26 protein-coding genes and 1 pseudogene are annotated in these 23,824 nt (G+C 40.5%); 8 read left to right on the forward strand and 19 right to left on the reverse strand.

Going from position 1 to position 23,824, the window contains the following annotated elements; all coding sequences use genetic code 11:
* The first annotated feature begins 255 nt into the window (after positions 1-255).
* Together B5354_RS09350 and B5354_RS09355 are read left to right on the forward strand one after the other, a co-directional pair.
* A complete protein-coding gene (locus B5354_RS09350) occupies positions 256-792 on the forward strand; it encodes a CBO0543 family protein (protein ID WP_079528109.1) in 537 nt (178 codons plus the stop codon).
* Entirely contained in the window at positions 780-1,241 is a 462-nt protein-coding gene (locus tag B5354_RS09355; protein ID WP_079528110.1) for a CBO0543 family protein, read from the forward strand. The genes B5354_RS09350 and B5354_RS09355 overlap by 13 nt, the downstream gene beginning before the upstream one ends.
* Positions 1,242-1,315: 74 nt before the next feature.
* Here the strand turns inward: B5354_RS09355 and B5354_RS09360 are convergent, their stop codons facing one another.
* Positions 1,316-2,356 (reverse strand): N-acetylmuramoyl-L-alanine amidase family protein, encoded by a 1,041-nt coding sequence (locus B5354_RS09360; protein ID WP_139377094.1) that lies wholly within the window; start codon positions 2,354-2,356, stop codon positions 1,316-1,318.
* 693 nt (positions 2,357-3,049) lie between these two features.
* Here B5354_RS09360 and B5354_RS09365 point away from each other — a divergent pair.
* Positions 3,050-3,319 carry an AbrB/MazE/SpoVT family DNA-binding domain-containing protein gene (locus B5354_RS09365; protein ID WP_079528114.1) on the forward strand — a complete coding sequence of 90 codons (270 nt, stop codon included), beginning with the start codon at positions 3,050-3,052 and terminating at the stop codon, positions 3,317-3,319.
* On the forward strand, positions 3,319-3,648 hold the full coding sequence (locus tag B5354_RS09370) for a type II toxin-antitoxin system PemK/MazF family toxin (RefSeq protein WP_079528115.1): 330 nt from the start codon (positions 3,319-3,321) through the stop codon (positions 3,646-3,648). The genes B5354_RS09365 and B5354_RS09370 overlap by 1 nt, the downstream gene beginning before the upstream one ends.
* Positions 3,649-3,956: 308 nt before the next feature.
* On the opposite strand, the gene B5354_RS09375 is transcribed toward B5354_RS09370, so the two are convergent.
* The 9 genes from B5354_RS09375 to B5354_RS09415 all read right to left on the reverse strand — a co-directional run bounded on the left by B5354_RS09375 (position 3,957) and on the right by B5354_RS09415 (position 12,600).
* On the reverse strand, positions 3,957-4,139 hold the full coding sequence (locus B5354_RS09375) for a hypothetical protein (RefSeq protein WP_079528117.1): 183 nt from the start codon (positions 4,137-4,139) through the stop codon (positions 3,957-3,959).
* Positions 4,140-4,525: 386 nt separating this feature from the next.
* Positions 4,526-5,665 (reverse strand): N-methyl-L-tryptophan oxidase, encoded by a 1,140-nt coding sequence (solA, locus tag B5354_RS09380; RefSeq protein ID WP_079528119.1) that lies wholly within the window; start codon positions 5,663-5,665, stop codon positions 4,526-4,528.
* 53 nt (positions 5,666-5,718) lie between these two features.
* Entirely contained in the window at positions 5,719-7,149 is a 1,431-nt protein-coding gene (locus B5354_RS09385) for a sodium:solute symporter family protein (RefSeq protein WP_079528120.1), read from the reverse strand.
* Between the two features lie 126 nt (positions 7,150-7,275).
* Positions 7,276-8,370 (reverse strand): NAD(P)/FAD-dependent oxidoreductase, encoded by a 1,095-nt coding sequence (locus B5354_RS09390; protein WP_079528122.1) that lies wholly within the window; start codon positions 8,368-8,370, stop codon positions 7,276-7,278.
* Complete coding sequence (locus tag B5354_RS09395; protein ID WP_079528124.1) at positions 8,363-8,695, reverse strand: (2Fe-2S)-binding protein; 333 nt, start codon at positions 8,693-8,695, stop codon at positions 8,363-8,365. The genes B5354_RS09390 and B5354_RS09395 overlap by 8 nt, the downstream gene beginning before the upstream one ends.
* Positions 8,696-9,796 carry an NAD(P)/FAD-dependent oxidoreductase gene (locus B5354_RS09400; protein WP_079528126.1) on the reverse strand — a complete coding sequence of 367 codons (1,101 nt, stop codon included), beginning with the start codon at positions 9,794-9,796 and terminating at the stop codon, positions 8,696-8,698.
* Entirely contained in the window at positions 9,786-10,109 is a 324-nt protein-coding gene (locus tag B5354_RS09405; protein WP_079528128.1) for a (2Fe-2S)-binding protein, read from the reverse strand. Before B5354_RS09405 ends, B5354_RS09400 begins: the two co-directional genes overlap by 11 nt.
* Before the next feature lie 49 nt (positions 10,110-10,158).
* Positions 10,159-10,881, reverse strand: coding sequence for a GntR family transcriptional regulator (locus tag B5354_RS09410; RefSeq protein ID WP_079528130.1), 723 nt, complete (start codon positions 10,879-10,881; stop codon positions 10,159-10,161).
* Between the two features lie 759 nt (positions 10,882-11,640).
* On the reverse strand, positions 11,641-12,600 hold the full coding sequence (locus B5354_RS09415; protein WP_079528132.1) for an LCP family glycopolymer transferase: 960 nt from the start codon (positions 12,598-12,600) through the stop codon (positions 11,641-11,643).
* A 365-nt stretch (positions 12,601-12,965) separates the two neighbouring features.
* Between B5354_RS09415 and B5354_RS20725 the strand changes: the two genes are divergently transcribed.
* Positions 12,966-13,064, forward strand: coding sequence for a putative holin-like toxin (locus B5354_RS20725; RefSeq protein ID WP_245804748.1), 99 nt, complete (start codon positions 12,966-12,968; stop codon positions 13,062-13,064).
* 225 nt (positions 13,065-13,289) lie between these two features.
* On the opposite strand, the gene B5354_RS21070 is transcribed toward B5354_RS20725, so the two are convergent.
* Entirely contained in the window at positions 13,290-13,421 is a 132-nt protein-coding gene (locus B5354_RS21070) for a DUF2247 family protein (RefSeq protein ID WP_425432125.1), read from the reverse strand.
* Positions 13,405-13,881, reverse strand: a complete 477-nt coding sequence (locus B5354_RS20895) for a DUF2247 family protein (RefSeq protein WP_281252728.1) — start codon at positions 13,879-13,881, stop codon at positions 13,405-13,407. The genes B5354_RS21070 and B5354_RS20895 overlap by 17 nt, the downstream gene beginning before the upstream one ends.
* Positions 13,882-14,283: 402 nt before the next feature.
* Here B5354_RS20895 and B5354_RS21075 point away from each other — a divergent pair, with 402 nt between their 5' ends.
* Positions 14,284-14,382: a putative holin-like toxin gene (locus B5354_RS21075; RefSeq protein WP_245804749.1), complete on the forward strand. Its 99-nt coding sequence runs from the start codon at positions 14,284-14,286 to the stop codon at positions 14,380-14,382.
* Between the two features lie 220 nt (positions 14,383-14,602).
* Here the strand turns inward: B5354_RS21075 and B5354_RS09425 are convergent, their stop codons facing one another.
* Complete coding sequence (locus B5354_RS09425) at positions 14,603-15,064, reverse strand: Imm30 family immunity protein (protein WP_079528133.1); 462 nt, start codon at positions 15,062-15,064, stop codon at positions 14,603-14,605.
* 14 nt (positions 15,065-15,078) lie between these two features.
* A complete protein-coding gene (locus tag B5354_RS20235) occupies positions 15,079-16,500 on the reverse strand; it encodes a ribonuclease YeeF family protein (protein ID WP_139377096.1) in 1,422 nt (473 codons plus the stop codon).
* A gap of 343 nt (positions 16,501-16,843) precedes the next feature.
* On the opposite strand from B5354_RS20235, the gene B5354_RS20730 reads away from it, so the two are divergent.
* The gene (locus B5354_RS20730; RefSeq protein ID WP_245804749.1) at positions 16,844-16,942 is read left to right on the forward strand and encodes a putative holin-like toxin; all 99 of its coding nucleotides are present in this window, start codon (positions 16,844-16,846) and stop codon (positions 16,940-16,942) included.
* Positions 16,943-17,154: 212 nt separating this feature from the next.
* Here the strand turns inward: B5354_RS20730 and B5354_RS09435 are convergent, their stop codons facing one another.
* Positions 17,155-17,694, reverse strand: coding sequence for an NUDIX hydrolase (locus tag B5354_RS09435; RefSeq protein WP_079528135.1), 540 nt, complete (start codon positions 17,692-17,694; stop codon positions 17,155-17,157).
* Between the two features lie 221 nt (positions 17,695-17,915).
* Here B5354_RS09435 and B5354_RS09440 point away from each other — a divergent pair, with 221 nt between their 5' ends.
* On the forward strand, positions 17,916-18,473 hold the full coding sequence (locus B5354_RS09440; RefSeq protein ID WP_079528137.1) for a Uma2 family endonuclease: 558 nt from the start codon (positions 17,916-17,918) through the stop codon (positions 18,471-18,473).
* A gap of 553 nt (positions 18,474-19,026) precedes the next feature.
* Here B5354_RS09440 and B5354_RS09445 read toward each other — a convergent pair.
* The 4 genes and pseudogenes from B5354_RS09445 to B5354_RS09460 all read right to left on the reverse strand — a co-directional run bounded on the left by B5354_RS09445 (position 19,027) and on the right by B5354_RS09460 (position 23,394).
* Entirely contained in the window at positions 19,027-19,749 is a 723-nt protein-coding gene (locus tag B5354_RS09445; RefSeq protein ID WP_079528139.1) for an amino acid ABC transporter ATP-binding protein, read from the reverse strand.
* Positions 19,749-20,408 (reverse strand): amino acid ABC transporter permease, encoded by a 660-nt coding sequence (locus B5354_RS09450; protein WP_079528141.1) that lies wholly within the window; start codon positions 20,406-20,408, stop codon positions 19,749-19,751. Before B5354_RS09450 ends, B5354_RS09445 begins: the two co-directional genes overlap by 1 nt.
* 72 nt (positions 20,409-20,480) lie before the next feature.
* The gene (locus B5354_RS09455; RefSeq protein WP_079528143.1) at positions 20,481-21,281 is read right to left on the reverse strand and encodes a glutamine ABC transporter substrate-binding protein; all 801 of its coding nucleotides are present in this window, start codon (positions 21,279-21,281) and stop codon (positions 20,481-20,483) included.
* 395 nt (positions 21,282-21,676) lie between these two features.
* Positions 21,677-23,394: pseudogene (locus B5354_RS09460) on the reverse strand (ABC transporter ATP-binding protein).
* Between the last annotated feature and the right edge of the window lie 430 nt (positions 23,395-23,824).

The following is a 23,824-nucleotide window of genomic DNA, read 5'->3' on the forward strand; positions in this document are numbered from 1 at the left end:
AGCGCTCCTATTAAGCCTATTTTCGCTCACAAATCCAAAAATACGATCGCTTTTCGTTCTGATCGCTCCCCATCCCATCCATTTCGCTCACTTCCAAGCAATTTACGCTCGCTACCTCGCATTTTGGCGAAGAACCTGGCAGCAATCTTGCATATACCACAGATTCCGAAGCATGATAAACTTAAAAACCATACATACCTCCCCAACAATTGGATAATCTAACTTTAAAACAGATTTTAACCAAGGCGGGGTCACATGCACATTTTCATAACGATTTGGGCTGTAGCAGCAGCTTGGCGCTGGGCTGATTGGAGCCGGTTTCGTGAATTCCACGCGACAATGATTTACATGCCCGCAATGGATTTATTATATTTTTATTTTACACATAACTACCCACTATGGACGGTACAATCACATTTCGGACTCCCCCACACAGGAGTAGCATTATTATATACGTTTATTGTCTTTCCCTGCACAGTTATCCTGTTTCTATCCAATTACCCGGATACGCTGAGTAAGCAAATTATTCATGTTGGAAAATGGGTCTTACTATACGTGGGCACCGAATGGATCGGTCATTTAACAAGAGCTATTTATTATGATAATGGCTGGTCATTGGGATGGTCATTCTTATTTGTGATTGTTATGTTCCCTATGCTGATACTTCATTATAAGCGACCGTCTCTTGCTTATATAGCTTCAGTGATTATTATCGTCATTCTCATTTATTCGTTTGATGTACCTTGGACTTCCACACATGTTGATGAGGAGACATTACTATGGAAATTATAATGCTGCGTGTTTTTCTCTTTATTGGAATAGGACTCTTTATACTAGCTCTAAGAAGACCACCGCAGAAGGATTGGTTGTTAATTTATTTTATTTCAGCATACTTCGGAAGCTTCATAGGAGCTCTTGTAGTTGCACACCACCTCATTTCTTATCCAGTAACTTTTCTTAAACCACCCTTTCATTCCAGCGTTCTTTTTGAGTTTCTGTTATTACCCATAGTATGTACGTATTATTATCAAACCTCTTATCAATCGGGTATTTTCGGATTTATTTGGCAAGCAGGATTCTATAGTAGTGTTTTGACCATTATTGAATTCTTTTTAGAAGGATACACAGATCTTATCGAATACCATCAATGGAAGTGGTACTTTACTTTAATTACTGTATTTACGTTTCTGATATGTGTGCGTTCGCTGATGTGGGTGATCCATAAGAAGACAAGTACTTGAATTCAATGACTTTCCTTCCCTATCCAAAAAACACCTTCAAACGTCATGATAACGCTTGAAGGTGTTTCGATTTTTTAAAAATAATCCATAAGACCTTGAGTAATGGCTTCAGCTACATTAGCCTTATAGCTTGCCGTCTTCAGCTTTTCCACCTCGATCGGATTCGAGATAAAACCAAGTTCAACAAGAACCGATGTATCACTGTTTTCCCTCAGCACATGAAAGTCTCCAAACCTCACACCATCATTCTGCAGACCCGTATGAGCAACTAACTGATCTTGAATTTGATCAGCAAGCCCTTTGTCTGCATCTGAATAATAATAGGTGCTAATGCCGCGGGCACTTGAGTAAATACTAGAGTTATAATGCAAACTAATGAAAGCGTGTGTGTTGTAATCATTGCTGATGGACACGCGCTCCTCAAGGGATAAATAACGGTCACTCGACCTCGTCATGATTACCGTCGCGCCTGCCTGCTCCAGTTGCTCCGAAACGACCTGAGCTGTCGGTAAGGTCATGTTCTTCTCGTGGCCGTCGTAATATCCTATAGCACCAGGATCATACCCGCCGTGTCCTGCATCGAGCACCACGTTTATACCTTCTAACGAGGATGAACTCGGCGGCTCAGATGATGAGCCGCTCGTAAGAAGCCAACCTGCGATCCAGCCGCTGCCTCCCGAAACCTGCACTTGAACCCAGTCGTTGGACTTTTCGATAACTGTAAAAGTATCCCCGCGATAAACGAGTCCAAGACTGTCGTGACCCGTTCCCGGACCAGTCCGTAGGTGAGCCGCATCCACACTAACGGAAACTTGTCCGCCTTGAGAAGAATTGGAGTCCGTCTCAACCAAATAGTATCCGGCAACCCAGCCGACTTGACCATCATAATTAATACGAGCCCAGCCATATCGATGCTCGTAAACCGTAACCAGAGCCTGATCATCCAGCGAACCAATGACCGACGACTCAAGACCCGGCCCACTTCTCACATTCAGATTGGTGGCTTCCACCCGATATGTAGTCCCTTCCTCAGCAGCAACCTTCGGGGTCAAAAAAGTGAACAACATCATAAAACTTAGACAAGCCACCAACAACGTAAAACTACTTTTCCTCACAACAGTAATAAAACCCTCACTCCTCTCTCCTCATTCTCTACTAACTAAAACTATAGAACCATAGTTTTAAGTTGGATTGGTTTCAATATTGTAACAATATTCTGCAAAACGTAACATATCTCTCCATAAAATTAATGCTAATAAACTAGTTCAGGAGGAAATAAAAGGATTTAATGGAAATGTATACTGAATGAGGGGTACTTTTTAATTTGTCCTGAAGAGGTACTTTAAGCGCATAAAGCGACCGTGGACTTTTTAGGGGAGAATCATTTAGTTGAAGGGTAGAATCTTCGACTTGAAGGGTCGAACCCTCGCCTCGAAGGGCCGAATCTTGCCTCGTAGGGGAGAATCACTGGCTTGAAGGGCCGAATCCTTGCTGCGAAAGGAAGTATCTCCGTCTTGATGGCAGAATAAATGCATCACCCCGCCAAAAACATACCTCCAAATCGAAATCCCCCTTCTATTTAACTCAACTAACGTATGCAGCCCCATACATTCAGCAACAATGGTACAAACATAAAAATGAGTTGCACTTGTTATGTGCGTCCCGTATTAGTATAAAAGTTTTTAGCTGGCGTACCTAAGATTAATGAGACTGCTCAACTATTGATTTCAGAGAAAAAAATGTATCTTTTTTCAAATTGCGGGTATAGATATATATTAATATATATAATAGCAAAAGGGGATGGTATAATGAGTACAAACCAAAGGAAAGAGGTGTCTTATATGGCTAAAGTTCAACAATGGGGCGGTAGCTTAGGTGTAAGGATCCCTCAAAAGGCAGCACAACGCATAGGGATAGTACATGGATCAGAAATGACATTAACCGTTGATGATAATGGTATTCGTTTAGAGCCAGTCAAGCAGAAACCTACATTAGATACCTTGCTATCCCAAGTCACCCCAGATAATCAGCACAAGGAAGTTGACTTTGGTCATCCTGAGGGAGATGAGCTGATTTAATGGCGGAAGTTCCGGAACGTGGCGAATTAGTATATATCAACTTCAATCCCCAATCAGGGAATGAACAAGCGGTAAAACGACCTGCCATTGTATTATCTCCGCAAGCATTTAATAAAGTTACGTCATTTGCAGTAGTCTGTCCGATCACTAGCAAGAAAAAGGGCTATCCGTTTGAAGTAGAGATTCCAGACGGTTTAGGTATATCAGGCGTGATTTTAACGGATCAGTTAAAAAGTTTAGACTGGAGAACAAGAAAACTAACTATCAAAGACCAAGCACCACCTCATGTCGTTCAGGATTGCCTGGATAAAATCCACACTTTCATTTAGATATTCTCAGAAACAAAACAATCGCCTGATCAATGAAGCTCAGGCGATTTCCCCGTAGAAATAATAAGGGTTGTTCGTGAATGCCCCCCTTATTGTATCTCCATATTCCGCTCGAACTCCCTCACATTCTCTTCAAAATCAATGCGCACCTTCTTTCGTCAAAGGATTCGTCGAAAGATGTTGGAATAAATATTTCCCGGGAAATTATCATAACTTATAGGAGTATTATGTCAAAAAAACACCTGAGCAATGAAGCCCAGGCGCTTTTCCCATAGGTATATTAAGAGCTGTTCGTGAATGACGCTCCCTTATTGTTTTTCCATATTCCGCTTAAACTCCCTCATCTTCTCATCAGCTACCAATTCGATAGGCTTCTCCTGATCGGCAGCGACCCCTATTTGTTTTCCACGATCATCATTAATGATCCGATCTCTTTGACCGTCGCGGTGGGGAGTTGGTTCGGAATGAGTGTTCTCTGAATCCTTCGGCATATAGTTCATCCTCCTTTATCATAATTTGGATGAAGAACCTATGAATTATACCTCCTCAGTAGATGACTTTGTTATAAGGTATCTTTGCACAGTTGCCAGTATCTAATTATGTCAGGAAACCAACAACATTGGAAATGGAACATTCATCAAAAAGATGGCTAAACATAAATATTATTTATTTATGGATTTTTACAGTTGAATCTAAGGAGATCATTAATCGGACTCTGCAATTCTTGTTAGAAAAGCAATTAAACTGCCATACCCGTATAGGGTGTGGCAGTTTAGAGCGAATCATGGAAGAAAAAATCTCTTGCAGAAATAGCCACCTTGTTTGGCTTTAAACACATTCCAGGTTATCCACAAAGGAATTTCCTAAAAAGATATTCTCAAGCTAAGTTTTCTACATAACGTTTGGGATCCATGTGTTCAATATCATATGACGTATTCCCATCTTCTAAAAGATCCGCAGCAATTCTTCCTATTATCGGGGCCATTTTAAATCCGTGACCTGAAAAACCGCTTGCTATCATTACATTTTCGTCCATTCCCGGTAGGAATCCAACGACTGAATGATCATCCGGGGTATAGGCATCCATGTAAACACTAGCTCGTACAGGGTCAGGAATAAGTTCAGGAATTAACTCCTTAACTGCTTCTCCCACTTCTCTTAGTTCTTCAACTTTAACGTCTCGATTTATTTGTCCTGTATCTTCTATTAAATCAGGATTTTTTGTATTAGATGCTTTAACCATAGTACCGTCCAGAGTTGGAGCTCCTGTCAATCTAAAGTCCTTTCGCATACGAGCAAAGATTGGGAAATTCTTCGGATAAAACTTAGTGATGTCCTTTGCAGAAAACCATGTTAATACCAAACGTCGTGCTTTGAATTGTCGGCTTAATTCCGGTAAAAAAGCACCTGACCATGGTCCAGTGGTAACTAAAACTTTTCCTACTCGATATCTTCTTTTATCGGTTGAAATAGTAACTCCCGAACGGTCAGGCTTGATATCTTTTACTTCTGTATAACGCAGGATAGATGCCCCCAGTTCTTCCGCTTGGGTAGCAGCTGTTGTAACCGCTAACTCAGGACGTAGAAATCCAGCGTTTTTATCCAGAATCATAATATCTCTAGCAAACAACCGATGTTGCGGAAATCGTCTATGAGCTTCTTTCTCTTGTAAAATCTCATGGTCTAAATCAAAGGATTCTATGCTATGTTGCACGTTTTTCATAACTTGAGTATCTGGATCGCCGATCATCAGGCCGCCATTTAATGTTAGTAGACTTTCACCTGTTTCCTTCTCTAGTTCTTGCCATAAACGTTTAGATTCTTGTAATAAAGGTACATATTCCTTTCCTTCCATATAGGCTGTTCTGAATAAACGGGATTCCCCTCCTACAGCGGACCTATCGTTTCCGATTCCGTACTTTTCAAATCCTAAAACAGATATTCCCCTCTTAGCAAGCTGCCATGTCGCCATGCTCCCCATTGTTCCTACGCCAATCACGGCTACATCTGCATCCATATAAACACCCTTTCGATTATAAACGGTCAATTATAATTGAGTATTCAGTAAATTCATCCTAATTGAGTCTCATCTTGCTTATTTTTATAATGGGTATTTTCTTTTTTAAAGAGATAATTACATACAATAAAGCCAACCAATGAACCTACTATTCCAAATGCTACGTAAGGTATCTGAGTACCGATCAATTGTGCAATTGCAGCACTAATCACACCTGTTGCTATACTTCCTATAGCTCCCTTATCAGTCAAAATTTTGGTATTCCTTAAAATAAACCCACCAAAAATAGGTACAAGTAACCCAGAGGCAGAATAGGCATATGTTGCAACAAGCCATCCTAGAGCCTGAGGGTAATACAATGCTAAAAGAACTGATAATACAATGACCACAACTGCCATAATTCTCGACATTCGCAGAAGTTTATGGTCACTCACTTCCGGATTAATGTACGATTGATAAATATCTTTTGTAATATTTACTACGACCGATTGAACGGCACTACTAACTGTAGACATGATGGTTGCGATGATGAAAGCTGAATAAATGGCCATAAACCAAATTGGGATTTGAGTGAGGAACCATCCTGATGCCATTTCTGAATTCTCTAAGGAGGGATTCATTGAGAAAATGGTAATTCCCATGAAAGAAGCCCATATACCAGCAATAACACCTACGATTGCGGCTATGAGAAAGGCTTTCTTTGCTACTTTCGGACTTTTGGAAGCATATATGCGCTGGTACGACATCTGATTAGTCAGTGCCCCAGGGAAAATAGCTAAAATCCAAAATAGAATGGTTGTCATTCCTACAGCACCCAAACCTTCTGGGAATCCAATCATAGATTGAGGGACAGCACTTGATATTTCCGACCAGCCCCCTGCTAAATTCAAAATGTAGAAACCACTTACAATTGACATAATAAGCATCATACATCCAAATATGAAGTCGGTCCATGCAACAGAAGTCATTCCACCTGGTAAAACAAATAAGAGACTAATTGCTGCAAAAATAAACACTAATAAAGTGAAGGGTATACCCGATATACTCGAAAATAGATTACCGAATGCAACCAACTGGGTACATAACCAACCAAAAGGCACTACGATTGCCATAAAAGTAACAGCACTCATCAGTAATTTATTTTCCCCATACAACTTCTTGAAGATTTCCGGCATAGTAGAGAAATTTTGTTTTTTTAGCCAATCGGCAAGTAATACCAGAATAATAATCCCTATCGAATATAAAAAGTTATAGGTTATAGCAGACCACCCTGCACTATATCCTATCCCTATGTGGGCTACTAACACTCCACCTCCCATCCCAGTAGCAAACTGACTTCCAGCCACTACATACATAGGTAATGAGCGTCCACCTACAATCCAATTTTCACTACTTTTGTCTTTTCTTCCAATCCAGAAAGAAAACAGAGCAGCCCCGGACAAAACAACAGCAGAACTTAACACAAGCACTAATGTAGGATTCATTATTCCCCTCCAAATCATTTTAGTTATCTGGTTGTGTTATTCTGGAAGTGTCCCTGAACTCAGGATAGGCATCGACAACCACTGCGCTTACACCACCTTAGCCACCCCCTTTCATTTCTGGATCATTTATACTTTTTCGGATGCCTTCATAAAGCGTCGTAGACTTAAACGTCCAAGATCAATGGAAGTCTCCCCCTCCATTAATAACTCAGACATAAGGGTTCCAATTAAGGGAGACAGTGTAATGCCGCTGTGCATCGTAGCAATGAAGGCATTGTGCACGCCAGGTATAGTGCCTACAATAGGAAAACCATCTTCTGGGATGACCCTTATACCCGCAAAACTTCTGACTACATTAGCTCTAGCTAGAGCTGGAACATAATTTTCAGCCATACTGGCAGTCTCTTGAATCACATCCAATGTCGTCCGGCGATCATATCCTACTTCTTCTTTAGAATAGCCAATCAATACTTCTCCATTTTCTGCTTGACGCATACCACCGATCGTATGTGTAAGGAAAGGAGCAAGCGGTTCTGTAACTATGATCTGCCCTCGCACCTGTTTTACAGGAATGTGTACCCCCAGCATTTCACCAATTTCTTTTGTCCATGGCCCTCCAGCTATAATTACCTTTTCAGCAGTGACCGGTTCCTCTTTTTTTGTAAAAATCTTAAAGAGACCTTTTTCTTTCTTGATATCTAGAACAGGGTTATAAAATGCAAACTGTACATGATTTTTTTGTGCAGCTTTAATATAAAGTTCTACTAGTCTAAAAGGATTTACATTACCGTCGATATCACTATAGGTCGCGCCTGCAATGGATGGAGATAGAGCAGGTTCTTTTTCAAGTACTTGCTCTCTATTTAACACCTCAACCTTTATACCTACTTCCGCCTGAGCTTCAGCGAGCTTTAAAGCCTTCTCCCGTTCTGACTCATTAAAAAACGGTGCGATTCCCCCAGTCCTTTTGTATTCCACATCACCAATTTTCTTTCCTAAGAAGGGATATAATTCTGCACTGTACATACTTAACTCTCCATACCAAGACGGAGTTTTATTATGAACCCACACCCATGCCTGTGTAGAACCAGACGTCCCCGACAACGGGAATCCTTTATCCACTACCAATATATCCTTTTCTTTCCTTTCAGATAGATGGTACGCAATGCTGCTGCCAATTACCCCAGAGCCGATAATGACAATGTCATAATGTTTATTCATTTTGCTGCTCACCTTCTTCTAAAGACGATTCACTAAATACAGAAAGGACATTGTTAGAGGATTCCTTCCCAACTAAAGATCCTAATCGAGTGATTTTTAGTGGCATACGCATCCTGGAAGGAGGGATTTCCTTTAAAGGCTTCCCTAAGTTTTCACTTAACAACTCCCGGACAAGATTCATACAAACCTTAGATTGACAAGGTCCCATCCCACATCGAGTGAGTCTTTTAATGTCATCAAAAGTAGAAGCACCCATCTTAATAGCAGTCTCTATTTCATCAATGTTAATTTCTTCACACCGACAGACAATTGTGGATTTATCCATTTAACATTCCTCCAAGATTGCATGAAATGAAGTAGGTAATGGTATGTTGTTTTTCTCATGAAATTCTTGTATAGAAGCAACTCTAGCATAGAACACTTCACTATCAGTCTGAGTTTCGATGCGCAAAAGTTCCTTCCATAAGTAGGTGGTTTGTCTTGCTGCATCTTCCCTATTTAACACGCCTAGATGTCGTAGTACATCCGCGGCTGCAATTTCAGCCGTTAATAAAACACCACCCATACAAGTTATCCCAGCAGCATTACCAGCGACATATACGGAAGAGTTTTCTGTTTTGAAGTTACTGTCATACCCTGGCAGCAATCCCCCTAGCTTTTCCTTATTTGTAAATGAACAATCAAGTATTTCAAACGGTTCTAATATGGGAGACAACCCATTTCCAATACAAATCAGATCGGCTCTCCATTCCTGTTCGCTACCATTATGATTGATAAAAACCTTTTCTACTTCTCCCCTCCCCATCGCTCTCGTGATGTAGCTATTTAATAGTAGGGGAATGTCTGAATGCAGCCTTTCTCTACTTTCACGACCCAAAGAAGTATTTTTTTCAATGATTCCTAGAATATTAACACCGCAATCCTTTAACTGTTGTGCGACTTCTTGTGAGAAAGAGTTACACCCTAAGATGATTGCATTCTTCCCGGGTAATACCCTTTCCCGGTTCATTAATATTTGTGCTGCTCCCACAGTCATGACTCCCGGTAAAGTCCACCCTGGAAATAAACAAGTCTCTTCAGCTGCTCCTGTTGTTACAATCACTTTCTTAGCTTTTATCGGGAACGTGCTTTCCCCGTTGGATACCCCAATACTTCCGTCTTTATAAACTCCGATCATAGTATGTTTATGGAGCATAGTGACAGGTAAGGAATGAAGGCGATTGGCCAATGTTTCTGCTAGAGTTATTCCTCTCTGGGCCTCAAACTGCCTAGGAAGATTATTGAAGTACTGTGTTTGTTGTTTCAGCTGGCCTCCCGGGAAGAAAGATTCGTCAACAATGACTGTCTGGACACCATTCGAAGCAATTTCGTAAGCTGAATTTAAACCCGCGGGGCCAGCTCCGATAATTAAGACATCAGTTTCCATACTCTCCCCTCCTTACATCAGGATCTCCACTATTAGGATTTACTTCCATTCCATCCTCTATTAGGGTCATACAACTAAGCACATGTTCCAAGCCATTAACAGTTACAAAACAACTACAACACCTGCCATTTGCACAATACAGACCTCTTGATTGCTGCAGCTTACGAGTTATACCGAATTTCTTAATACCATTAGCCATCAATGCTCCAGCAATCGTTTGTCCATGCTTAGCTTTAAGAGTTGTTCCATTATAGAAAAAAGTAACTTCGTGGTTGTTATCCTTTTTTAAAATTGGATGATCCTTAATATACATAACAGCCCTCCTAAAAATATAATATTATAATCTTATATTTTTTATGAAATTAAAGAGGTACCTCAAGAAAATATCTCGACTGGTCTTGTTTTAAAATAAATCTTGAGTACTCGATCACATCTTTTGCCTCGGTAAGAGTATAACGTTCGAGTACAAATAATTGCTCTCCTAACGGTACTTGCAGCAAATTCGCTTCATATTCATCAGCTAAAATGGTATTAAAATATACTTTAGCTCTTTCTAACTTTACGTGGTACCTTTCTTCAAACAAATTATATAGGAGTTCATTCTCTATATCGCTGGAATTTAGATCCGGAACTAATGACGTCGGTATAAAAGAATATTCAATGGCAACTGGTTTATCTTCTTGAAGCTTAATTCTATTAATTTTATAAACCTCTTGCTTTTCACTAACTCCTAATAACTTACTGATTTTTTTGCTGGCTTTTTCCTTGTTGAAACTTAATGTGCGATGCGGATGGTTATGATCTTCCCAGGCTTCATTTCGTAATGAAACCAACCTAGAAATATTTTGTTCCTTTTTATCAGTCACAAATGTTCCTTTGCCACTCTGTCGATATAGAAATCCCTCGTCTACTAAATCATGAATGGCTCTTTTTATCGTAATTGTGCTCACACTGAACTGAGAAGCTAATTCCTTTTCAGTTGGTAATCGATGTCCAGCCTCCCATTCCTTCAAGCTGATTTTCTCTTCTAAGTATTTCTTTACTTGTTGGTATAAAGGTATCGATAAGCTCTTATTAATCTTCATATTCTTCTCCTTCTAGTTCTATATTGATTATAAATTATAATATTATAATTTTTCTGACATTATTACATTTCGCTACGTCTTTAGAAAATTCCTTGTAAATTTTATTCTTTTTTTGAAAGTTTTCTATATGATACAGTATATTTTTGTTGTGTAATTAAAGTACGGAAACGCCCTTTAAAAACATATATTTAAAGTTGGTGTATTTTGCAAAATAAGAATACAGAGTTGCGCATTTGAGACTACATAGAATTACAAAGAAAAAATGCAGAACCATTTTCATGTTATTTAACGTGGAGATGCGAGCATGATAGCCTCCTTCGGCAGAGCCAGACCCTTAGAGGGACCTGGCTTCTTGGCTCTATAATCTTGCTCGCAGAGGCTCCGTGTCAAATCAATTCTGGTTATGTATTTTATCTTGCAAAGTTGTGTATCGCGCTTTGCAATTCTATGTACTGCAAATTTGCAAAATACAGTTGGTTATCCTACTGGTCACATTTTACCTTTTCTTCGTAAAAGACCTTTTATAGACCAAATCATTTACGACCCCCTCGTATACAGACCCATACATTCAGCAACAATGGTAAAAACATCAACGAGTGAGGTGTCGGTCATGTTTGCAAAAGGATTCAGAAACGCACTATTGCTGTGCGCCCCATTTTGGATCATAGTCATCCTGCTCATCGCGTTAACAAAAGGGTAATTGCCAGAAATAGAAAAATGCTGTCTCTCCGCTAAACGCGAAGAGACAGCATTTTAAGTTTACGAGCTGTATTCCTTAATCATATTATGAACCTTCTGGACTTCCTGATCTGAAACTTGCAGATAGTACGTCCCATTAATTCTTGTTCCATTCCCTGTCATCTGATACGTCTTCATGTTTTGCTGAGCACTGCGATAGTTCAGCATAATGTCTTTCATAACACTGAAATTCATATTCGTTGTGACATTGTTGCCAAGAACATCCATAATATCCCCAATCCGACTCACCGAACTAATGCTGGCACCCTTATCAATAATCGCTTGGATCACTTGACGCTGGCGTTCGTTTCGCCCAGCATCACCTTTTGGATCCTGATATCTCATCCGCACATACCCCATCGTTTGCGGGCCATTCAGCGTAATTTGACCTTTTTCATAATGATAGCCTTTTTTATAATAGCCTTTATCATACCAATCTAGTTGATTGTTAACGGTAATTCCTCCAACCGCATCGACCATTTCAGAAAGTCCCTGCATGTTCATCTGCACATAATAATCAAGTTCAATATCTAAAAAATTCTCAACCGTACTGATCGTCATGTCCTTACCGCCAAACGCATACGCGTGATTGATTTTGTCCATCGTTCCAGACATAGGATCGTCACCCACAAGCTTCGTTCTCGTATCACGCGGAATACTGATCAGCTGACTGCGATTATTGGCCGGGTCTAACGAAAGCACCATTAGAGCATCCGATCTTCCTGAGTCACCCTTACGCTCGTCGACACCCATCAGCAAAATATTTAAAGGTTCCTGCTGCGAAATTTTTTCCTTGGCCGCTTCATGATCAATAGCAGTCACCTTCTGATGCATCTCATCATCAACCGTGCTTTTCGCTCCCGCATAAATCGTGTACAGGTAACCTCCCCCGCCTACAATCAATAAAGCAATCAGGAGAAGCGGTATCTTCCACCACTTGCCCCTCTTTCTCTTCTTTTTGTGTATATCTGAACGTTTCATAATTATAGTCTCACTCCATTATTTGTAAATCTACTATCCTTCATTATACCTACAAAGTTCACAGACCACAAGAATACGACAAATTTCTTAGAATTGCAAATAGCTTTCTAGATTAATAGGTGGGATCATTTCACACAAAAAATAGACACCTCCCGCTATCAAGCGGAGAGTGCCTATTTTCGATGAATGGTATGACCGTAATCAAAGAGCAACTATATAAAAAAGCTGCACCTCGATTTATTCTGAAATATCTAATATTATGGAAGTATTACCAGCATAGTTATGTAATAATAGAAAATAGATAGTTGTTTGAATTGAATAGGGTGTCGGCTAGTCCCCATGTCAGATAAAAAGGGGGTGATGCCATGAGCGTTTATGAAGCATTGATGGTTGCTATAGCTTTTAGCTCCTTAAATGTATCATTGATTGCCTTAGTTGTGGCGATTTCACGCAAAAGAAAATAGACACCCTCTCAACCAAACGGGAAGTGTCTATTTTCAACAATAGCCATGCCCTAATCTAGAGCAACTATCTAGGGGATCACAGTGGGAGCTGTGATCTCCTTTTCTTATGTGTATCCTGTTTCTGGCTTAATTATACCATGTTTTTGTCCGAAAGTTAAATGGATAATGTATTACACTTGTTGCATATTTCTTTGATAACTTAATAACGCACAAGATAAGATGTCCTCAAGTGATAGCATTCTCCAAGTATCTCTTCTCTTGGTGCAAAAAGTTGTTAAAAAGGTTAATCAACCTATCCACACTCTCTTCATGAGAGTATAGCGTTGGATCATATCCATCTTTAGGAGATAGATAGATTGTTAATAAAACTCTCTATGTCTTCCGGATACCCCATATAAGCATAAACTTCTGCTACCATGTTTAATAGTTTCTCAAAATCATCCTGATGGATACTCTTCAAATAAATTAGAATGCCAAATCTCCATTTTCTTTTCTCAAGCTTCCAAGCATCGGAACCAGGATATACGTTACACCCTGTAAACTTATCTAGAAGCATGGAAGACTCCGTAACAATCACCGAAGTCTTAATGCCCTGGACCGTTTCCGGTGTGTTTATGGCCACAACACTAGGTGTAAGCAACTTCGAATTTTTACCATGGGCTATATTTAACTTAGGCGGATTTGTCTTTTCCACTTTGTATGGGGTGCTCGCACCGTACACTGGAGGATTCGGAATTAGAAAACTGAATGAAGATAAACCATTAGAAGACTCAGAAGCTTCTTCTAAGAAAGTCATATAAAAAAGTGAGTCAGACATACTACAATTAAAGGATCCCTTGTGTTGGAACTGAAATCATCAAATGACTGCAGTAAAGTTTCTGATGGTTTATCAAGTTGTACAAATACGTTCTCATTGAATCATAACAATACCAAGCAGTATCAGAGTTTCCAGAAAACACATACTTATTGACGGAATCAAATATTGGTGACGTTACTAGCTTTATGTAATCCCGCCTCCACTGCCTGTTCGAGAAAATCTCCCCGGACTCCGTCATGTCTGAAACCAACAGTTATAATCAGTTCAACCATACCTTGATGAAATTTCTTAATATTTTGGAAGTATAAACTCCATATTTATGTAATAATAGAAAATAGATAGTTGTTCGAATTGAATAGGGTGTCGGCTAATCCCCATGTCAGATAAAAAGGGGGTGATGCCATGAGCGTCTATGAAGCATTGATGGTTGCTATAGCCTTTAGCACCCTAAATGTAACATTGATTGCCTTAATAGTGGCGATAATACGCATAAAAAAATAGACACCCTGCGTGACAAAACGGGGAATGTCTATTTTTTATGAATAGCCTTGCCCTAGTCAAAGAGCAACTATCTAAGGGGGCACAGTAGCAGCTGTGACCTCCTTTTCTTATGTGTATCCTGTTTCTGGCTTAATTATACCATGTTTTTGTCTGAAAGTTAAATGAATAGTGTATTACATTGGTTGCATCTTCTCTTGTAACCTAGGGATAAGATACGTAATTATATTGCCTTTAATACTTCATCTACAGGATTGCCAAAAGTATTTGGGTCTTCACTCTTTATGTTTCTTAATAAGTTTATTACCATCTCTTTTGTCCTGCCATCTAACTTAGATATAACGCTACCATATTTTCTCCTTACTTGCTCGTGATTTAAAATTCTGTAATGCAAAATTTCCATCCATTCTTCCGCTCTATCAATAACATGTGGAATAGCTAAAGCTATTAAATGTAATCCTTCTTCAATATTTTCTTTATAGAGGTGCTCTATGCTATGTACTAAGCCGAACATAATTTCATATTGTTCAGTATCATCGTCAAATGCCATGCATAATTCTGTGATAACTGATTTATCTCCTAAATCAATAAGATTATTTAACGCTTCTTCAAATTCAGATATTTCGTTATGTGATTGTAAAAGTCTATTTGTGTACACTTTCTTTAATTCTGATTTCACATCCATACACTCCACCCCACTTATTTATTAAATAACTCAGGATATAATTCTCTATTTTTTCTAATCGTATTTAAAAGACCCTCTCGTATTTCAGGTGTGTAGACACCATCCTTCATATATATCCTTCTTGCGTCTAATATATCATGAGCAAAGGCATCACGGTAACCTAGGTTTAAATAATCTTCCAATTTATTACCACTTAAACCATAAGTATATGTTTCTCTATGCCTTCCACCTACACCTGGATGGGGCTGTTCCATATTCATACTAACACCATTGTTCCTTTTTACTCCTGCTTGTTTCATCTTAGCAGCAGAAGGCATATGATGAGGCGTAATATTATCAAATGCTGTACCTTGTTTTACGAGTTCCTTAAATGTCCCTACTTTACCTTCCGTAGGCAAGAGAGGATTACCTTTAACCTTAGCAACACCCTTAACACCTTTCCCAAGTACCTTAACAACTCCCCCGCCAACAACAGAAGCAGCCAGGATCGCCCGCTCCCAGCCTTCATACTCCACACCCGTAATCAAATTCTCACCAGTCTTCGTCTCAATAGCCGCCTTGACATTCCCAACAACCGGAATAAAATCAAGCACGAAGGACGCCGTCTTCTTAAACCAACCCACATCCTCTTCCTGCGCAGAAGCCGCCATCATGTCTTCCCTTGTACATACCCCTCCTGAGGTAAATTCATACCCCAGTGTTACAGGAGACAGCCGCTTCTGTTCCGAAATAAAACCGTCTACTTCACCTGGAGGGACGGCCTTCGCACTCACTGCTAGATTGATAGATGCCCAATCCGCATTGGATTGAAGCTGACCTGCCTGATAACTTCCTATACTCATATCGCCGGCCTCAAACTGGGACGAAATCGATTCTATGTATTGATTCATGGTCGATAAGCTTTGCTGCAACTCCGCCAACTGGGTCGACTGCGTTTGATCAAACTCATGCAGCCGCTCCACCGTCTCGTCCTTCTTGTTTCTTGCCTGTTGAATCTCTTGTAAAAACGCACTATCATCAACAGACGGCAGCGACACAATATCCTGGACGCCGCTAACGGCCTGGTTGACTTCTTGGACGATCTCCGTCGTGACGGTACTGGCTTTATGTAAGCCCGCTTCCACTTCCTGTTCAAGGAAATCTTCCCGGATCAGACCATCAGCATCCGGCTCGAGTTCATTCAAGGAAGCCATCATTTTACGAATTGCCTCTTCATATTGCGAAAGGAATTGCTCCAAATAGCTCAAAAACGGCAGGTGCGCTTCCTGGTAAAACGCCCGAATCGCCTCTCCGCCTTCCCCGCGAAGTGAGTCTTCCAAATCAATGATCGCCTTTATACTGACCTTAACTTGTTGAACCGAGTTCCTCAAGTTTTCCAGCGTACGTATCGTTTCTTCTCCACCCTTCTGGAGATCCGGAACATCAAGCACCTTCATGTAAAACAACCTCTTTCCGAATTCGTTACATCAAGTATATAGAATTTTTTACCAGAAAGGAATACGTGTATTCAAATCTTAACGTTTCGTATCACAAAGTAGAAACAAACTCATATCTCGCTTTTCCCCATATATCTATCCCTCAAAAACTGATACCTCATAACCACTTCTGACCTCATCACGAGATTTACCACTTACAATCAGTTCAACCATACCTTGATGATATTTCTTAATATTTTGGAAGTATTAACACCATATTTATGTAATAATAGAAATTAGATAGTTGTTCGAATTGAATAGGGTGTCGGCTAATCCCCATGTCAAATAATGAGGGGGTGATGCCATGAGCGTCTATGAAGCATTGATGGTTGCTATAGCCTTTAGCACCCTAAATGTAACATTGATTGCCTTGATAGTGGCGATCATACGCATAAAAAAATAGACACCCTGTCTCACAAAACGGGGAGTGTCTATTTTTACGAATAGCCTTGCCCTAACCAAGAGCAACTATCTAGGGGATCACAGTTGGAGCTGTGATCTCCTTTTCTTATGTTTATCCTGTTTATGACTTAATTATACCACGTTTTTCACAAAAGTTAAATGTAGTAGTCAAGCTATAGCTCGATTACCTTTTCGCCTATTTTACCGTCACATTCAATCTTCCAAACACTGATACTGCAGAACCGCAGCAAGCCCCGCCCCATGTCTAAAGTCACCACTGCCAATCAGCTCGTACAACTCATCCATCCCAACAAGCTGCATCTCAATCTCTTCACTCGGTTCAAGCTCCTGCTCCCCAGCCTTACAAACACCCTTCGCTGCAAAAAGATGAATCGCTTCAGAAGTGGATCCCGCAGAAGGGTGAACAAAGCCGAGGTTAATCCATTGATCTGCTTGATAGCCCGTTTCTTCCAGCAATTCACGCTTAGCCGTCGCAAGCGGTGAATCATCGTGATCAATCGCACCCGCTGGCAGCTCTAACTCCCAATGCCTTACCGCATGACGGTATTGTTTGAGCACAATCACCTGACCATCCTCTGTCAGGGCCAACACACAAACACCGTGCGGAAAACTTACATAGGAAAATTCCATCTCATCCTTATTGGAAAGCTGAACTTGTTCTTTTTTCACGATAAATTTACTGACTTCAACATTTTCTGATTCCATAACCTTCCATGGCTGTTTTTTAGTCATAATGAACTCCTTTTAACAGATGATGGCTTCATTTTCCGCTCATCATTTCCCTATGTCAACAACTAGACGCCTTTACCCATCGGTCCCCCTTGCATAGTAAAAACACTCACTACTATATATGATCAGGCTATTTCCCTTACTTCACTAAAACTCTGACATTGTCGTTGGCAGTACTGTGCTATATAATAAAATAAAACCAATTTAAGAAAGAAGGGTTCTTTGTGAGCATTCCGAAAAAACAATCAGTCACACTTGAGGAATATCATAAAATGAGACAAAACTCCGAAGAACTACTCGAATACGTGGATGGCTGTATTTACATGACACCCTCCCCGTCGACCAAACATCAACGAATTTCAAGTCAACTGCATGCAGCTTTATTTGACTATCTTAAAGGTAAAGAATGCGAAGTGTTCCATGCTCCTTTTGATATCGTTTTAAAAAATGAGGGAATGGTAGAAAACAGCGTTGTCATCCCGGACCTTTCCGTTATCTGTGACAAAAGCGGTTTTACTGACAACAACTATGTTGGAGTACCTGATTTGATCATTGAAATTCTCAGTCCTTCTAATCAATCTCATGACCTCGTGTTCAAGCTGAACTTATATATGCAGTATGGGGTTACAGAATATTGGATTGTTAATCCTATGCTGAATGTCGTTTTCGTTTACCACCTAGATGAGAATAGGGAGTATCAGCAGTTAGATTCCTTTCGTGGAGCTATTCACTCAAAAGTCCTTGAAGGTTTTTCTGTTGAGCTGGACCGGTTGTTCTTATAATTTTTTTGTCTATACCGCCTGGAACTATTTCCGACCAGTGGACCCGTTGGAAATAATTTCTTGACTTACACAAAAGTTAAATGACCTTTTAGTGGATAACAAAAAAAGGAAGACGAAAGCGAACCCGAGCAAGAACAAAAGGGGAAAGAGAAGCCCTAGATCTTATATCGATAAAACGTTGGAGAAGAGCTAAAGAAAAAGGACTGATAAAGAAACTAGGGAAAAGAAAAATGTTTTATGATCACCGCTCAGTTGATTAGCTGCTTGTTTGATGAGGTTGTTGGATCGGCTACACCTGGTTTAACAACTCTAGACTTGTTGAATTGCGCATAACGCTCACAATAACATCATTCCCGCTCCCACCCTAAACAATTGCGCTCGCTATCTTCATTTTTCGCTCCGATCATAACTATTTCGCTCACTTCCACGCCATTTTCGCTCCCCCACTGATGCTTAGTGGAATCATGACAGCTCCGCCCATCATGACTTTTGACAACTTCACACAAAAAAACTACCGGCCTGCAAAATAGCAGACCAGTAGCCTCATACCTCATTACAATATTTTATTCAGAAATTCCTTTGTCCGCTCCGATTCAGGATTCGTAAAGATCTGTTCCGGATTGCCTTCCTCCATGATAATTCCTTCATCCATAAAGAGGACTCGATCCCCAACTTCTTTGGCAAATCCCATTTCGTGCGTCACGACGACCATCGTCATCCCTTCATAGGCCAGCTGTTTCATAACCGCCAACACTTCCCCAACAAGCTCTGGGTCGAGCGCAGAGGTTGGTTCATCAAACAACATGACCTTAGGCTCCATGGCAAGGGCACGAGCAATAGCCACACGCTGTTGCTGTCCGCCTGATAACTGATTGGGATACATGTCAGCTTTTTCACTCAGACCGACCTTTTCCAGTAACTTCTGGGCACGATCCTGTGCTTCATCTTTACTGATTCCGCGCGCTTTTTGTGGGGCAAGCATCACATTTTCAATGACGGATTTATGCGGAAACAGATTAAATTGCTGAAAAACCATGCCCACTTCTTTTCGAACTTCATTTATATTTGTCTTCGGATCATTTAAACTTGCTCCGTCAACTACAACATCACCGCTTGTAATTTCTTCAAGCAAATTTAAACACCTTAGAAAAGTACTTTTTCCGGATCCACTCGGGCCGATGACACAGACCACTTCTTTTTGTTCAATTTTGGCATCAATGCCCTTTAGGACCTCCAGCTTTCCGAAGCTTTTATGCAAATTTTCAACGGTAATCATTATACATCCAGCCTCCTTTCAACAATGCTTAACACGAAGGACAATGTTAAGGTAATGGCCAGATAGAACACGGCAACTGTCGTATAAATTTCAACAGCATTAAAGTGGTTGGCAGCAATCAATCGTCCTTGGAAAATCAGTTCCGGCACGAGTATGACGGATAACAGGGATGTATCCTTAATACTGATAATGAACTGGTTGCCTAATGGCGGAATCATTCGTTTAAAAGCCTGCGGCCAAATAATATGGCGCATCGTCTGTCGATGATTTAAGCCAAGTGAACGGCCAGCCTCCATTTGCCCTTTTTCAATAGATACGACGGCACCACGCACGATTTCTGCGATATAGGCCCCTGAATTTAAAGCAATTACTATAATACCCGCTGTAACGGAATCGAAATTATAGTAAATAATCAACGGCAGCGCATAGAATATCCAAATGGCCTGAACCAGAACCGGGGTTCCGCGCAGAACCTCTATGTACACACTTGATATCCAATAAATAATTTTAATTCTTGAAATACGTCCCAGTCCAAAAATAGCACCGAGAACAAAGCCTATCAAAAGACCAACTACCGAGATTAGCAGCGTATAGTAAAGACCGGTCATTAATTGTGGTAAAAATTCAACAACACCGGAAAAATTAAATCTATCCAGCATATTCTCACCTCTCTTGTTGTCTATAAAAAGTAAAGGGTGTAACAACTGGATGGTTACACCCTTTTACTGCTCTTATGATTCTTCTTTTGGTGCTTCACCAAACCATTTTTTATAAATTTCATCGTATGTTCCATTTTCTTTCAGCGTTGCCAAGGCATCATTGATAGCCTTTACCAAATCTTCTTGCCCTTTAGAAATGGCAATTCCATATTGCTCGGCTTTATACAATTCTCCGACCATTTTCAGCTTATCGCTGCCTTCAGTTTTGATGTAATAAGCCACGTTTGGAGCATCATACAGCACAGCATCAGCGCTTCCATTTTCCACGGCCAGGTACACCTGACTCATCTGCTGGTACTCATTTGCTGTGGCATCTTTAATGTTCTCTTTAATGAATGCTGCACTAGTTGACCCGAGTCTTGTGGCGATAGTTTTGCCTTCCAGATCCTCAAGGTTTTTGATGGATGTATTATCCTTCGGAACCCCAATACGCAGCCCTGATTCGTAGTATGGATCACTATAATCAATCTTCTTCGCACGCTCTTCGGTAATCCCAATTCCGGCAATCGCAATATCAAATTTCCCCGTTTGTAATCCCGGGATAATACCATCAAAGTTTGTTGGTGCCAATTCTATTTCAAATCCGGCTTCATCTGCGATCGCATTAATGAGTTCAATATCGAAACCCGTATATTCACCGTCTTTTTTAAATTCGAACGGAACAAACCCAGTATCCGTTGCAACGGTATATTTGTCCTTTAATTCACCATCTGAACCACTTGATTCACCGCCACCTCCACAGGCAGCAAGTACAAGCATCAGACAAGCAGATAATAAGATAAGACCCAAGAACTTTCCATTACTTTTTCTCATTTTTGTTTTTCCCCCTTTTTTTGTCTAACTGGTTTTGAAGCCAGCCCTATTCATGACCTCCTTAAATCGAGTTGTCGAGCTCAATGGCTCTACGCAAAAATTTTCTCAATTTTCTTATATTATACAATATCTCAGATGTATTTCAAATTTTACGAAAATATTAATCAAGAAGGCGTGAGTTGTTAATTGGATAAGACGAATCAAAAATTGTGACTTAACGCTAAATTCTTTGAAGCATAAGATTTCATATAATACTTAAAAAAACTCGTCATAACAACCTTCATAACGATAAGAGTTCCTTGTGTCTTCCATAGATAATAAAAACGGCTCTCTCCTTTTCCAAGAGAGAACCGTTTTTCGAGTTTGAAACTTTACAGATGTAATCCATACTGTTTCTAATACAGATGTGCATATGCACCATCGCGTTCAAGCAGCTCTTCATGTGTACCTTGTTCCGCGATACCACCCTCTGTTAAAACCACAATCCGCCCTGCATTACGAATCGTGGAAAGACGGTGGGCAATCACAAGCGTCGTACGCCCTTTCGCCAACTCTTCCATCGAGGCCTTTACGATGCTCTCACTCTCGTTATCGAGCGCGCTCGTAGCCTCATCAAAAATGAGTACTGGCGGATTCTTTAAGAATACACGTGCGATACTCAGCCGCTGCTTTTGACCGCCGGACAGCTTTACACCCCGCTGGCCGATCTCTGAGCTGTAACCGTCCGGTAAGCCATGATAAATTCGTGAGCATTTGCATGTTTGGCCGCCTCGATAATGGCTTCATCGCTCGCCTCCGGATTTCCGTAGCGAATGTTGTCCATAACTGTTCCCGTAAAGAGGTAAACATCTTGCTGCACAATGCCAATGCTGTTTCTCAGTGATTGCAGGGAGAGATCCCGGACGTCGATTCCATCCAGTAACACGTCCCCATCTGTCACGTCATAAAAGCGAGGAATAAGCGAACATAATGTAGTTTTCCCCGCGCCGGACGGACCGATTAACGCCACATATTCACCAGGTTTGACATGCAGGGATATACCATCCAAAACATTCTCCAAATGGTCTTCGTAACGGAAGACAACGTCTACGAATTCAATTTCACCGCGAACTTCATTCAAATCGACGGCATCTGGTTTGTTGTCGACCTTCGGCTTATGTCTCATAATTTCATAAAAGCGCTGAAAACCGGTGATGCCTTCTTGAAATTGCGTACTCATATGAGTCAATTGTTGAATCGGCTCAATCATAAACCCAATATACAGTAAAAAAGTGATCAAATCTGCTAAATCTAACGAGTGATTGACGATACTGGCACTGCAAAAGATAACCACCGTGATCGTAATCAGCTGGATAAACGTTTCAAGACCATTGCTAAAATACGCTTCTGCCCGATACGTTTGTCTCCGGCTATCGAGGAATCGTTCGTTTTCACGGTTAAACTTCGTGACCTCTACGTGCTCGTTGGCGAACGATTTAACCACGCGGATCCCAGCCAGACTATCCTCAACCTGTGCGTTTACATCCCCGATCCGTTCCTTATTTCGGAGTAATGCTTTGTTCAATATTTTATTAAAATATAAAACAAAAACGCATATTAATGGTAAAAAGCAGAACACTGCAATCGTTAATGGCGCGTTAATAAAGAGCAAAATGACAAACGCTCCGATAAAGCGGACGAGATATTTAATATAGTCTTCCGGGCCATGATGATAGAGCTCGGAAACCAATAACAGATCGTTTGTAATTCGAGACATGAGCTGACCCGATTTTTCCTTGTCGTAAAAGTGGAAGGAAAGCTTTTGCATGTGCGTAAATAGCTCACTGCGCATATCACTTTCCATACGAGCTCCAATTTCATGACCTTTGTAGTCCACAAAGTAGTTCGCTAAGTGCTGGATCACTGTCAAAACAAGCATGAGTCCGCCAATCCAATACACTTCACTTAACGCGGTGGCCAAGTCTCCTTCTAGAACGTCTTTTGTAATATACCGAACGAGCAGCGGAAATGCTAAAGCCACAGCAGACATGATCACAGCACAGGTCAAAACGGAAAGAAATACTGGTAAATACGGTTTATAATACGATAAAAATTTTTTAATTGGAAAATCCATGAGTTACCCCTTTTGTGTTATTTGGATATACACATATAAGGGGGTTCACCGTTCACATTTAAGTAAGTGTTCCACCCTTATATGTTTTTACGGTTTGATTCATTAAGTTGAGCATGTGAAATGCCTCCTTGTTTATTATTAGTTCAATTATATACAAACTTTGCTCTGGAGTGAACAACAGATATCAGAAAATTAAGTCTCCTCATCTCAAAAGCAAAATGGGATGAATCATCATTGTGACAGGACCTGTAAGTTTCGGAACCATTCCCCTTCGACGCGTATCAAGTACTTCTTCCTTTTCGCTCTCTTTAACACCTTTTCCGCTCACAGCTTGAGCACATGCGCTCGCTATGTTTGTATTACGCTCCGTTGTACCTCTTTTCGCTCACCTCAACCCTAATTTCGCTCGCCCTCGCCAAAACCGGCAGAT

The sequence above is a fragment of the Halobacillus hunanensis genome, from assembly GCF_900166655.1.
In the GTDB taxonomy this organism is placed as follows: Bacteria; Bacillota; Bacilli; order Bacillales; family Halobacillaceae; genus Halobacillus_A; species Halobacillus_A hunanensis.